The 12,757-nt window shown below is 75.8% G+C and carries 12 protein-coding genes; 8 read left to right on the top strand and 4 right to left on the bottom strand.

The window, feature by feature from the left end; all coding sequences use genetic code 11:
* A partial coding sequence (locus QNH85_RS14320; RefSeq protein WP_282947460.1) for a transglutaminase domain-containing protein occupies window positions 1-2,096 on the top strand: 2,096 nt, incomplete at its 5' end.
* 24 nt (window positions 2,097-2,120) lie between these two features.
* Here QNH85_RS14320 and QNH85_RS14315 read toward each other — a convergent pair.
* Entirely contained in the window at window positions 2,121-2,669 is a 549-nt protein-coding gene (locus tag QNH85_RS14315) for a GNAT family N-acetyltransferase (protein WP_282947476.1), read from the bottom strand.
* Between the two features lie 92 nt (window positions 2,670-2,761).
* Window positions 2,762-4,345: an SPFH domain-containing protein gene (locus QNH85_RS14310; RefSeq protein WP_282947458.1), complete on the bottom strand. Its 1,584-nt coding sequence runs from the start codon at window positions 4,343-4,345 to the stop codon at window positions 2,762-2,764.
* Window positions 4,346-4,416: 71 nt separating this feature from the next.
* On the opposite strand from QNH85_RS14310, the gene QNH85_RS14305 reads away from it, so the two are divergent.
* The 4 genes from QNH85_RS14305 to QNH85_RS14290 all read left to right on the top strand — a co-directional run bounded on the left by QNH85_RS14305 (window position 4,417) and on the right by QNH85_RS14290 (window position 8,311).
* Window positions 4,417-4,554 (top strand): hypothetical protein, encoded by a 138-nt coding sequence (locus tag QNH85_RS14305; protein WP_282947457.1) that lies wholly within the window; start codon window positions 4,417-4,419, stop codon window positions 4,552-4,554.
* A gap of 1 nt (window position 4,555) precedes the next feature.
* Window positions 4,556-6,418, top strand: coding sequence for a glycoside hydrolase family 15 protein (locus QNH85_RS14300; protein WP_282947455.1), 1,863 nt, complete (start codon window positions 4,556-4,558; stop codon window positions 6,416-6,418).
* Window positions 6,419-6,713: 295 nt separating this feature from the next.
* Window positions 6,714-7,850 (top strand): GNAT family N-acetyltransferase, encoded by a 1,137-nt coding sequence (locus QNH85_RS14295; protein WP_282947453.1) that lies wholly within the window; start codon window positions 6,714-6,716, stop codon window positions 7,848-7,850.
* Window positions 7,851-7,873: 23 nt separating this feature from the next.
* Window positions 7,874-8,311 (top strand): hypothetical protein, encoded by a 438-nt coding sequence (locus QNH85_RS14290; RefSeq protein WP_282947451.1) that lies wholly within the window; start codon window positions 7,874-7,876, stop codon window positions 8,309-8,311.
* 2 nt (window positions 8,312-8,313) lie between these two features.
* Here QNH85_RS14290 and QNH85_RS14285 read toward each other — a convergent pair whose 3' ends face one another.
* Entirely contained in the window at window positions 8,314-9,438 is a 1,125-nt protein-coding gene (locus tag QNH85_RS14285) for a LuxR C-terminal-related transcriptional regulator (protein WP_282947449.1), read from the bottom strand.
* Window positions 9,439-9,574: 136 nt separating this feature from the next.
* On the opposite strand from QNH85_RS14285, the gene QNH85_RS14280 reads away from it, so the two are divergent.
* Window positions 9,575-10,978 carry an FAD-binding oxidoreductase gene (locus QNH85_RS14280; RefSeq protein WP_282947447.1) on the top strand — a complete coding sequence of 468 codons (1,404 nt, stop codon included), beginning with the start codon at window positions 9,575-9,577 and terminating at the stop codon, window positions 10,976-10,978.
* 70 nt (window positions 10,979-11,048) lie between these two features.
* On the opposite strand, the gene QNH85_RS14275 is transcribed toward QNH85_RS14280, so the two are convergent.
* A complete protein-coding gene (locus tag QNH85_RS14275) occupies window positions 11,049-11,300 on the bottom strand; it encodes a DoxX family protein (protein ID WP_346016326.1) in 252 nt (83 codons plus the stop codon).
* 227 nt (window positions 11,301-11,527) lie between these two features.
* Between QNH85_RS14275 and QNH85_RS14270 the strand changes: the two genes are divergently transcribed.
* Window positions 11,528-11,797: an acylphosphatase gene (locus QNH85_RS14270; RefSeq protein ID WP_282947445.1), complete on the top strand. Its 270-nt coding sequence runs from the start codon at window positions 11,528-11,530 to the stop codon at window positions 11,795-11,797.
* A gap of 95 nt (window positions 11,798-11,892) precedes the next feature.
* Window positions 11,893-12,627, top strand: coding sequence for an alpha/beta fold hydrolase (locus QNH85_RS14265; protein WP_282947443.1), 735 nt, complete (start codon window positions 11,893-11,895; stop codon window positions 12,625-12,627).
* Window positions 12,628-12,757: the final 130 nt, after the last annotated feature.

Genomic DNA, 12,757 nt, shown 5'->3' with positions numbered 1-12,757 from the left:
TTTTCGCTCTCGGCCTGGTCCTGGTCACGGGTGGCGTCCTCGCGGTGCGCGGGCTGTCGGGCACCGACGAGGCCCAGGGTGCCGACGCGGTCGCGGCGGGGCCCGCCGACCTGGGCGACGCCGAGTTCGCGGACGTCCAGCTCGACGTGCCGCGCGACCACGAGTTCGCGCTCCCGGTGGAGTGGGAGCTCGAGGACCTGGCCGACGCGCCGCTGACGGACGACGTGGTGCAGGTCTTCGTCGACCCGCGGCTCACCGTCGTCGCCGAGGACGCCATGACCAGCGTCGGGTGGGACGGCGCGCTCCACGTGAAGCCGACCGACGACGCGGTCACGGCCACGCTGCTCGTCGGGGACCTGTTCGACGACCAGGACGGCGTGGAGGTCAACGAGGCCGGGACGTGGGGCCTGTACGAGACGTACTACATCGCCGAGTACCGGGACCGGGCCACGGGCGCGCCGCTCGACGAGCCGCGGGTGACGGCGTTCACGCCCGCGACGGAGCTGCCGACGACGCCGTTCGCCGTCCGGGTCGACGGCGACGGCGTGGGGCACTTCTCGTGGGAGCCGGTCGACGGCGCCGAGGAGTACTACGTGGTGAAGGTCGACGAGCTCGGCATGTCGGTCATCGGGACCTCCACCGGGACCTCGTGGACCACGATCGAGCAGGACGACGACGTCCAGGAGGCGCTGGCCGCCGAGGACCTGCTCGACCAGGAGGTCATCCAGATGAACCGCCTGCTCGAGAGCTCGATCGTCACCGAGGACGACGCGCTCGACGGCCTGACCAGCAGCGTCGACGACCCGGCGGCCGACCCCGCGTTCGGCGTCATGGCGGTGACGACGGAGGGCTTCAGCCCGGTCGCCCCGATGAACGGGGCCGACCTGGTCAGCCGGCTGCCGTCCGTCATCGCGTTCAACGCCGCCGAGGAGATGGGGGTGCAGGGCAACCACCTCGACACCGTCGACCAGCTCCCGACGCAGTACCCGATCAGCCTGGCCGACGGCACCACGGTCCTGCGCCCCGTCGCGTACGACCCGGACCGCGTCGAGACCGCGGACATCGTCGTCAGCACGACCGACGACGCGGGGAACATCGTCTCCTCCCGGCGCGAGACGCACTACCGGATCCCGTTCACCGTCGTCGGCACGATGTTCGCGGACCAGTACACGGTCGCAGCCGCGGACATGGCGACGGCCCAGGCGGGTGCCCGCGCGGCCACGGAGCGCGCGGCGGCGGAGCGCGCGCGGACCGGCGGCGAGCAGGCGTACACCTACGTCGGCACGAACCCGCGGGACCTGGACGACGCGACGATCAGCACCAGCGCGCCCGACGTCCCCTACCCGGTCAGCGGCAGCAACCCGCTCACGACCTACATCGCGGCCAACCTGGTGGACGGGCAGAAGTTCATCGACCTCAGCGGCTACCTGGAGCCCGGCACCACCACGACCGCGACCGGCGTCGCGCTGTGGGACGCGGTCGACGAGGCGGTGGCGCAGAACCCCATGGCGCTCGCGGCCACGCGCGTCGAGGTCGGCTACCTGGACGAGCGCTCCGTGCTGTACGTGTCGTACACCGGCTTCGACAGCGCCGAGCAGCGGCGCCAGGAGCAGGAGCAGCTCGGCGCGGAGGTCCAGCGCGTGATCGGCGAGATCATCACCGACGGGATGTCCGAGGAGCAGAAGGTCGCCGCGATCAACGACCACCTCGTCAGCACGGCGGCGTACGACGACGCGGCGCTCGCCGCCCGGGACGCCGGCGACATCGAGGACTACCCGCACGGGTGGGTGGCCTCGGGCGTGCTGCTCGACGGGCTCGGCGTGTGCGCCTCCTACGCGCAGGGGTTCAAGGCCCTCGCGGACGCCGCGGGCCTGGAGTCGGTGTACGTGACGGGTGTGGCCACCGGCTCGGGCGAGGGGCACGCGTGGAACAAGGTCCGGGTCGGGGAGTCCTGGCGGGTCGTCGACGTCACGTGGAACGACTCCGCGGGCCAGGACCTGTTCCTGCTGCAGACCGACGAGCAGGCGGCGCCCGACCGCACCGAGGACGCGGACTGGATCATCGACTCCCGGATCGCGGACTACGCGGCGCGCTGACGGGCCGGGGCGTCCGGCGCGCGATCAGCGTGCCGGGCGCCCTCCCCGCCACTCCGTGACCGTGGTCGCGCACACCACGGTGTCGCGCCAGGAGGTCCCGTCGTGACGGTCCTCCCGGTGCAGGGCCTCGCGGCGCATGCCCAGCCGGTCGCAGAGGGCCAGCGACGGGGCGTTGTCGGGGTCGACGGTCGCCGCGACCCGGTGCGCGCCCAGGTCGAACGCGAGGTCGAGGAGCGCGGTGGCCGCCTCGCGCGCGAAGCCGCGCCCCTGGAACCCCGGGTGCAGCACCCAGCCGACCGCGAGCTGGGCGTGCCCCGCGCTGGCGGCGACGAGCGTGAGGTCGCCGACGACGCGGTCCGCGCGGGCGTCGGCCAGCCCGGGCTCGCCCGGCAGCGTGATCGCGAGCGCGACGGCGTCCCCCTCGGCGTCCAGGGTCCGACGGGCGGCGCGGGCGGCGGTGTGCGCGCGGCTCGCCGCACGGTCGCGGACCGGCCACGGCAGGTACGCGACCACGTCGCGCAGACCCTGGTAGGCCGCGACGTCGTCCGCGTCGGCGTCCCGGAGCGGCCGGATGACCAGACGGTCCGTCCGCAGCGGCGCCGCGTCGAGGCCGGTCAGGTCGACCGGCAGCCGCAGCGCGGGCCCGTCGCTCAGCGGGTCGCCGGTCAGCGCGTCGCGCCGTTCGTGGCGTCGGCGTCGGCGTCGGCGGGTGCGACGCGCGGCCGGGGCGTGTCGTGGGCACCGGCACCGGCACCGGCACCGGCCCCGGCACCGCGCAGCAGGTCGAGCACGTCGATGCCGGTCTGCGCCTTGAGCAGCGCCGCGAGCTCCTGCACGCCCGTCGACACCTGGCCCGGCAGCCGCGAGGCGCCGTCCTTGTCGATGATCGTGATGCCGTCGATGCTGCCGAGGGCGTCGGCGTACGGCTGGGCGACCTTCGGCAGCGCGTCGAGCACCATCTGCAGCCGCGCCGACTCGGGGAACGCCTGGTAGGCGTCCGACTCGGCCTTGATCGCGGCGGCACGGGCCTCGCCCTGCGCGCGCTCGGCGGCGGCCTGGGCCTCGCCGCGCGCCTGGATGCCGTCCGCCTCGGCCCGGGCCAGCGCCAGGGCGCCCTCGGCGCGGCGCTGCTGCTCGACGAGCGCGGCCTCGGCGCGGGCGCGGGCCGCGGACGCCTCCGCCTCGGCCTGGGCGGTGGTGCGCTGCGCCTCGGCCTCGTACTGGCGGATCGCGGTGGTCTTGGCGGCCTCGGCCTCCTGCTCCGCGGCGTACTTGCGGGCGTCGGCCTCCTGCGCGGCCTCGTACTTCCGGGCCTCGGCAGGCTTGCGCACCTCGGTCAGCAGCTCCTGCTCGCGCAGGGCGGCGCGGCGCAGCGCGACCTGCTCCTGCTGGACCAGCACCTCCTGCTGGGCCTCGGCCTCGGCGCGCTCCTTGGCGGCCTCCGCCTCGGCCTGCGCGGTGGCGGTCTCCTGCGCGATCTGGGCGTTGCGCAGCGCGAGGGCCTTGTTCGACTCGGCGATCTGCACGGCCGCCTCGTTGGAGCGCTGCGTGCTCTCCTGCTGGGCCTGGGCCTCCGCGATCTCGGCGTCCCGGGCCACGGCGGCGGCGCGCGGACGCCCGAGGTTGCGGATGTAGCTGCCCGAGTCCTCGACGGTCTGGATCTCGAAGTTCTCCAGGATCAGGCCGCGCTCCGCGAGCATCGGGACCGCGATGTCCTTGACCTCCTTCGAGAAGTCCTGGCGCTCGTACAGGATCGACTCGACGGTGAGCGTGCCCGCGATCGTGCGGAGCACGCCGACCAGGACCTCGCTGGTCTGCTGCTCGATGACCTGCTCCTGGCTCCGGCCCGCGAACCGCTGGGCGGCGGCGCGCACCATCCGCTCCGTGCCGCCGACCTTCACGACCGCGATGGACCGCAGCGTGACGCCGACGCCGCTCTTGGTGGTGGCGTCCTCCGCGGTGACCGGGAAGCTCTGCGCCGCCAGGGACAGGCGCGCGACCTGCTCGAACACCGGCTTGACGAACGTGCCGCCGCCGATGACGACGCGCTGGCCGGACAGGTCCGTCGTCTCGTCGCCCGTCTCCGGGTTGATGACGGGCTTGCCGCTCTTGCGGCCGGTGATGATCAGCGCCTCGTCCGGCGTGGCGATCTTGAACCGGACCTTGGCGTAGACGACGCCCACGAGCAGCAGCACGACGAGGGCGACGACCGCCGCCGCGACGATGAGGACGGGGCCGGCGATCTCCATGGGACTCCTCGGGCGCGGCCGTGCGGGGCCGGTGGTGGATGGGCTGGTCACGACTCTAGGCGGAGCGGGCCGTGCTCGGAGGGGGATTCGCGGACCTCGTCGCCTCGCGCCCGGCGTACCCCGCCGGGGTGTGGTGCGCCGGGGAGCGCACGCGGACGCTCGGGGACGAGGCGGCCGTCGGGGGCCGCGCCCCGCACCCGGAGGCCTGACGTGGACCAGCCGACGCTGTCGCCGTTCCCGCCGATCGCGGAGTACGCGTTCCTGTCCGACTGCCACACCGGCGCCCTCGTGGGGCCGGACGGGTCGGTGGACTGGCTGTGCGTGCCGCGGTTCGACAGTCCCAGCGTGTTCGGCAGCCTGCTGGACCGGGGCGCGGGCTACTTCCGCTTCGCGCCGTACGGGATCAACGTGCCGACCTCGCGCGCCTACGAGCCGGGCACCAACGTCCTGATCACGACCTGGCACACCCCGAGCGGCTGGGTCGAGGTCCAGGACGCCCTGGTGATGGCGCCGCGCACCGGTGCCGACGAGACCACGCCGCACACCCGCCCGCCCGCCGACGACGACGCGAGCCACCTGCTCGTGCGGACCGCGACCTGCCTGGACGGGTCCGTCGAGGTCGAGCTGGTGTGCCAGCCGGCCTTCGACTACGGGCGGACGCGGGTGCCGTGGACGGTCGACGCCGCCGGCGGCACGGCGGACGTCACGGGGCCGGACGCGACGCTGCGGCTGCGGACCGATCTCGCGCTCGGGCTCGAGGGTGAGGCGGTGCGGGGCCGGCACGTGCTCTCCGCGGGGGAGAGCGCCTACTGCGCCCTGTCCTGGGACGTGGCGCTGGACGGTCCGGCCGACGCCGCCGACGCCCTGGCGCGGGTCGCGGCGACGCGGGACTTCTGGCGGCGCTGGCTGGGGCGGGCGCGGCTGCCCGACCACCGGCTGCGCCCGTACCTGGAGCGGTCCGCCCTGGTGATCAAGGGGCTGACGTACATGCCGACGGGGGCGACGGTCGCCGCGCTGACCACCTCGCTCCCGGAGACGCCCGGCGGAGAGCGCAACTGGGACTACCGGTACACGTGGGTGCGCGACTCGACGTTCACGCTCCAGGCGCTCCACTACCTGCTGCTGGACTGGGAGGCGGACGAGTACCTCCAGTTCGTCGCGGACGTCGAGCCGAACCCGGACGGCGGCCTGCAGATCATGTACGGGATCGACGGGCGGCGGGACCTCACCGAGTCGACGCGGGACGACCTGAGCGGCTACCAGAACGCGCGCCCGGTCCGCATCGGGAACGGGGCGTTCGACCAGCGGCAGAACGACGTCTACGGGTCCGTGCTGGACTCCGTCCTGCTGCACACCCGGCGCAGCCAGCGGCTGCCCGCCCGGCTGTGGCCGGTGGTGCAGGCCCAGGCGGAGCGCGCGACCGCGGTCTGGCAGGAGCCGGACCAGGGCATCTGGGAGGCGCGGGGCGAGCCCCGGCACTACGTCTCGTCGAAGATCATGTGCTGGGTGGCGCTCGACCGCGCCGCGCAGCTCGCCGGCGTCTGGGGCGAGCCGGGGCTGCAGCAGACCTGGGCGGCCACCGCCGACGAGATCAAGGTGGACATCCTGGCGCGAGGCGTGAGCGAGCGAGGGGTCCTGCGGCAGCACTACGACACCGACGCCCTCGACGCGTCGGCGCTGCTCGCCGCGCACTTCGGCCTGCTGCCCCGCACGGACGAGCGGCTGCACAGCACCGTCCTGGCGATCGCCGACGAGCTCACGGAGGACGGCTTCGTGCTCCGGTACCGCACGGACGAGACGGACGACGGGCTCGCCGGGCGCGAGGGCACGTTCGTCATCTGCTCGTTCTGGCTGGTCTCGGCGCTCATGGTCGTCGGCGAGCAGCAGCGCGCCGTCGACCTGATGGAGCGGCTGCTCCGGGTCGCGTCGCCGTTCGGCCTGTACGCGGAGGAGTTCGACGTCGCGACCTCCCAGCACCTGGGCAACACCCCGCAGGCGTTCTCGCACCTGGCGCTGATCGAGGCGGCGGCGCGGATCATCCTGGCGGAGCGCGTGGAGGAGATGTCGCTGTAGCCGCGGGCGCGGCACTAGGCCGACCGGGGTAGCCCGAACGGGTGCACCTGGGCGCCGCGTCCCGGCCGTGACGCCGGGCCGAGCCGGGGGCTGGCGGCGGCGCTCGTCGCTGTGAGCAGCCCGGACGTGCGCTGTGCCCGGCGGGGTCACCGCGGGCGGCGGCATCCCGCTCCGGCGGTCGGGATTCGATTCACCCCGGAAAGCGTACAAATGCGTCCAAAGCGGACAATACGCTCGCGCCATCCCGCACGACCCAGGACCGCGCCCCCGCTGGAGGACCCTCGTGCACGTCCGGATGATCGCGCTGACCGACGTCACGGCCGCCGACGCGGAGGCGTGGCAGCGCCTCGCCGACCACGCCGTCGAGCCCAACCTGTACCTGGACCCGCGGTTCCTCGTCCCGGCGCGCGACCGCGGGGACGAGGCCGCCGACCTGCGGCTCGCCGTCGTCCAGGACGGCGGTGAGTGGCTCGCGGCGCTCGCGGTGACCACCAAGCGCGTCGCGCCGCGCACGCCCGTGCGGGTGGCGACGACCGGCGGCGGGTTCATGACGACGCACGCCGACCGGCACCACCCGCTGGTCCGCGCCGGCCACGAGGTCCCGGCGCTGGAGGCCCTGCTGCGCGGCCTGCGCACGCTCGGGCTGCCGCGGCTGCTGCAGCTCCAGCACGTCCCGGCCGACGGGCCGCTCGCCGCCGCGCTGACGCAGGTGGTGGCCGGCACGTCGATGCACGTGGTCGAGCGGCGCCGGGAGACCAGCGCGTTCGCGCTCCGGGGCAGCACGACGCTGCCCCCGCTGCCGGACTGGTCCGGGCCGGTCGTCGACCCGCCGCTCGCCTGGGACCACATGCGGACGGACGAGCGCCGGAACATGCGCCGCGGCGTCCGCGGTCTCGCGCGGGAGGCCGGCGGCCCCCTCGAGCTCCACGACGTGAGCCAGGACCCCGCGGCGGACGACGCGTTCCTCGACCTGCAGGCGGCGGGCTGGAAGGGCGACACCGGCCGGGGTGGCGCCGCGCTGCGCCTCGACCCCGTCGCCGAACGGTGGTTCCGTGCGGTCGTCTCGGGGTTCCGCCAGGACAAGGACGCGCTGGTCGTCCGGCTCGCGGCGGGCGGCGAGACGGTGTGGACCGGGTACGCGCTGCGCTCCGGCGGGGCCTACTTCGGGTTCCTCGATGCGTACGCCGAGCGCCACCGGCGGTTCAGCCCGGGCTCGATCGGCCGGGTGGCGAGCATGACGTACCTGTTCGCGACGACGGACGCCCCGTTCTTCGACCCCGCCTTCGACTCCCGGTACGCGACCGGCGCCCGGATCTTCCCGGACTGCCGGGAGCACGTGGACCTGCTCGTCGCGACGGGGCGGCCCGCGGCGACGGCGCTGCGGGTGGCGCAGCGGCGCGGGGCGCTCCCGGTGCGACCCGCGGCGGTGTGACCCGAGGTGGCACGCTGGTGCCCGTGATCCTCTCCCGCCGAGCCCGCGCCCAGGAGCCTGCCGAGGTCGCCGCGGGCTTCCACGCGACGGAGGCCCGCGCGCTCCAGGTCTCCCTGGTGGGCGTCCTCGCGGCCGCGGAGCGCGCCACGGGCGCCGACGTCCCGGTAGAGCTCCTCCTGGAGCCCGGGCGGGACGGCCGGGTGGTGGTCGTGTGCCGGAACGTCGTCGTCGGGTTCGTCCCCGCCGACCGGGCCGCGCCCCTCGCCGACCAGCGCCAGCGGGCGGGCCGGCGCGCGCGCCTCGTCGCGCCGGGGCTGCTGCACCGCGACGGCGACGTGTGGCGGGTGTGGGTCGGGCCGGTCCCGGGCGGCGGGGTCCCCGCGACGCCCGCGGGCACCGACACCCTCCCGGCGCCCGAGCCGAGCGTGCTCGGCGTCCCCCTGCGGCGCACCGACGGCTGACGTCAGACCCCGGCGTACCAGCCCGACGGCGCGAGGTCGCTCGCGTACCGCGGGGCGTAGTGGTCGAAGTAGACCCGCGCCACCAGCTCCCGCCGGCTGCCGACCCCGGCCTTGTCGAACACCGCCTTCAGGTGGTCCTGCACCGTGTACGGCGACAGGTGCAGCGCCCGCCCGATCTCCTGGGTGCTGTCCCCGTGCAGCACGCCCGCGACGACGTCGCGCTCGCGCCCGGTCAGCCCGAAGGCGGCCACCACGAGCGGGACGATCTCCGTCGGACGGGCCTCCTCGATGGTGACGACGACCTCGCGCCGACCGCCGTCCCGGCCCGCGAGCGGCGCGGCGTGCACCACCAGCCACTGCCCGGCCGGGGTGCGCACCCGCAGGCGCGGGACCGTGCGGAGCCGGCCGTCGCCGAGCGCCCGCGCCGCCGACGTGATGGCGGCGACCGGCGTCGGCAGCGCGCCCCAGCCGGAGCCGCCGAGCTCCGCGATCCGCTCCTCGGCGGCCGGGCTGAGCTGACGGACGGTGTTGTCGGCGTCCACGACCAGGACGGCCGGCCCGGCCGGCAGGGGCGTGCGGCGCGCGGAGGCGGCCGCGACGGAGGTCACCAGCCCGGCCCGCACGCCGACGGCGACGAACCGGGTCACGCGGGCCAGGAAGTCCGCCTCGGCCGGGCTGAAGCCGCTGGAGGCGCCGTTGCGGTACAGCGCGATCGCGGCCCAGGCGTGGCCGTCCGACCGGGCGGACGCGCGCATCTCGTGGTCGAGCGACCAGTGCGGCACGAACATCTCCCGGTGCCGGCTGCTCCGCCGGGGGTCGCCGTCGGTGTCGTCGACGAGGATGCCGACGGGGTTCTGCCGGCGCGCGAGCGTGCGGAACAGGTTCACGTCGTCGGTCACGTACTCGTGCTCGAGGAACTCGGCGTCCCGCTCGTCGCCGATGTTGCGCTTCACCGACCCGGTGAGCAGGCCGGTGCCCGGGTCGACCGGTCCGATGCAGGCGGCGTCGTTCGGGATCACCGTGCCGAGCAGCTCGATCGCCTCGCGGACGAACTCGCGCCAGCCGAGCCCGGAGCGCGACAGGGAGTCGAGGCCCTGCTGCACGGGCTCGGTCCGCAGAGTCGCCATGCTCCGATGGTCCCGCTGTCGGGTTCGTCCCGGTACCCCCATGTTTGTGGGGATTCGTCCCGCGTGCGCCTCGCGGCGATGTTCCCCAGGTTCCTGGGATACCGCCGGCCGTGCGGCCCCGAGGACGCTCGACGGCATGACGACGCATCTCACGGCACCGACGCCGCTCGGCACGACCGCCCTCGACGACCTCCGCTCCGCCCTGACCGGCTCCCTCGTGGCGCCGGGGGACGCCGGCTGGGACTCCGCGCGCCTCGCGTGGAACCGCCTGGTCGACCAGCACCCGCTCGCGGTCGTGCAGGCCGCCGACGCCGCCGACGTCACCGCCGCGGTGCGGTGGGCCGCGGCGCACGGCGTCCCGCTGTCCGCCCAGCCGAACGGGCACGGCGCCAGCCGCTCGCTCGACGGTGCCGTGCTCGTGCGGACGTCCGCGCTCGACGACATCTGGGTCGACGCCGGCGCCCGGGTCGCCCGGGTCGGCGCCGGCGTGAAGTGGGGCGACCTGCAGGTCGCCCTGGACGGCACGGGCCTGACGGGGCTCGTCGGGTCGAACCCGGACGTCACCGTCGTCGGGTACTGCCTGGGCGGGGGGCTCTCCTGGTTCAGCCGGGCGTTCGGCAGCGGCGCCGGCGCGGTCCGGTCGTTCGAGGTGGTCGACGCGACCGGCGCGCACCGCTGGGTCAGCGACGAGTCGCCGGACGACGCCGACCTGCTCTGGGCGCTGCGCGGCGGGGGCGGCGACTTCGCGCTCGTCACCGCCGTCGAGCTCGACCTGTTCCCGGCACCGCAGATCTACGGCGGGATGCTGGCGTTCCCCGCGGCGGCGGCCCCGGCGGTGTTCCGGGCGTTCACCGCGGTCACCGCGACCGCGCCCGAGGAGCTCAGCACGTGGGTGTCCGTGCTGCACCTGCCCGACGCGCCGTTCATCCCCGAGCCCCTGCGCGGCGCCTCGCTGGCGGTCGTGCTGGCGACGTTCCTGGGCGACCCCGCCGAGGCCGAGCGGCTGCTCGCGCCGGTGCGGGCCGCCGGACCGGTGCTCCGCGACACGTTCCGGCCGCTGCAGCCGGGGGAGGTCGGGCTGCTCGCCGAGGAGCCGGTCGACCCGAGCCCCGCCGTCCTCGCGGGCACACGGCTGCACACGTTCGACGACGCCGCGATCGACGCGGTGCTCGAGCTCGCGGGGGAGCCGGGGCGCTCGCCGCTGATGCAGGTGCAGGTGCGGCACGTCGGTGGCGCGCTGGCCCGCGAGGCGCTGCCGGGCGCGGCGGGCACGGCCGCGGAGCCGTTCCTGCTCACCGGGATGGCGATGGTCCCGGTGCCGGAGCTCGCCCCGCTGGTCACCGCGGCGCTCGACCACCTGTTCACGGTGGTGGAGCCCTGGAGCACCGGCACCGCGCCGCTCACGTTCCTGGACCGCGACGACGCGATCGACCGCTGCTACCCCGCCGCGACGATCGAGCGGCTGCGGGCGGTGAAGGCCGCCGCCGACCCGTCCGGGCTGTTCCGGAGCAACCGGCCGGTCGCCGCGGGCGTGCGCTGACGGCGCGTCCGGGCCGGTCCCGCGCAGGGGGAGGGACCGGCCGGCAGGGGCTCAGGCGACCGGCGTGTCGTCAGCGTCCGGCGCGCCAGGCCCAGCGCGCGAGCGTCCACTGCAGCGGCAGCCGCGCGAGCGTGAGGACGGCCCGCGCGACGGCGGCGGGGGTGCGGGCGCGTCGCACACCACGGACTCCGTCGACCGCCATCTGCACGTTCGCCGGGTACACGGCCGCCAGCAGCGCCGCGCTCGCGACGCCGGCGGGTCGTCGCGTGGCCGGGACGAGCAGGCCGGCGGCGCACACCAGCTCGGCGACCCCGGACCACACGACGAGATCCCGCGGCCGGGGGGAGGGCCCGGGGGATGGTGCCCTCGAAGACCTGCGGGCGCACCAGGTGCACGGTCCCGGACACGAGGAACGCGGCGACGAGGCCGCGCGCCCCGCGGCCGAGCGGCTGCACCCGGAGCGCAGGCCGGGCGGCGGGGCGGGCGGCGCGGGGGCGGGTCACCGGCCCATCCTGGCGCGGTCCGGGACCGCCCGCGCAGACTGGGCGCATGACTGCGCGCCGTCTGGTCGTCGAGGGCCAGGTCCAGGGGGTCGGCTTCCGTGCGTCGCTCGCGGCCGAGGCGCGCCGGCTCGGCGTCGCCGGGTGGGTGCGGAACCGCGCGGACGGGTCCGTCGAGGCGCTGCTGGAGGGGCCGGAGGACGCGGTCGCGCGGCTCACGGACTGGGCCCGGCGCGGCCCGCGGTTCGCGGACGTCAGCGGCGTGCGGGTCGAGGACGCCGAGCCGGAGGGGTCCGGCGACTTCTCGATCGCCCCCTGAGGCCCGGCTGAGGCTCGGCGGCCGCGCGCCGCCATGGTCGCGCCCGCGCCCGGCAGGTCTGGGCGTGTGTCACAGGTCACGTCTACGGTCGGAGCATGAACGTCGTCCTCATCCCCGGGTTCTGGCTCGACGCGTCCTCCTGGGCGCCGGTCTCCGAGGCCCTCGCGGCCGCCGGACACACCCCGCACCCCGTGACGCCCCTGGGCGCCGGCGGTGCGGCGGACGAGGTCGCGGGCATCACGCTCGCCGACCAGGCGGCCGCGGTCGCCGAGCTGATCGACGGGCTCGACGGGCCCGTCACCGTCGTCGGGCACAGCGGGGGCGGAGCGGTCGCGCACGCCGTCGCGGACCTCCGGCCGGACCGCGTCGAGCACGTGGTCTACGTGGACAGCGGGCCGCTCGGGGAGGGCGGCGTCGTCAACGACGAGCTGCCGCTGGTGGACGGCGTCGTGCCGCTGCCGGACTGGGGCGCGTTCGAGGAGGAGGAGCTGGAGGGCCTCACCGACCAGATCCGCGCCGACTTCCGCGCCCGCGCCGTAAGCGTCCCGCCGCTGGTCGCCAACGGCCCGCAGCGCCTGCACGACGAGCGGCGCTACGACGTCCCCGTCACGATCATCTCCTCCACCATGCCGGAGTCAGTGCTGCGCGACCTCCTCGCCAAGGACCACCCGTACGTCCGGGAGCTCGGCCGGATCACGGACGTGACGATCGTCGAGCTGCCGACCGGGCACTGGCCGCAGCTCAGCCGGCCCGACGACCTCGCTGCGGCCGTCGTGCGCGCGGTCGACGGCGAGGCCGAGGCGGAGGAGGCGATGGCCGTCCCGACGTGAGCGGGCCGGTCGCGCGCCCCGGCGGTCGAGCTCCTGGACGGTCGTCGTGCCGCCTCGGCGACGGGCGCCGTGGGTGACACGTCAGGCGCGCGTCGCCTAGCATCGGCGCGACCTGCCGGAGCCGCGGCCG

It is taken from the genome of Cellulomonas endometrii (assembly GCF_949769265.1).
Classification (GTDB): Bacteria; Actinomycetota; Actinomycetes; order Actinomycetales; family Cellulomonadaceae; genus Cellulomonas; species Cellulomonas endometrii.
The sequence above is the reverse complement of the archived record's forward strand: the minus strand, read 5'-3'. Positions and strand labels throughout refer to the sequence as shown.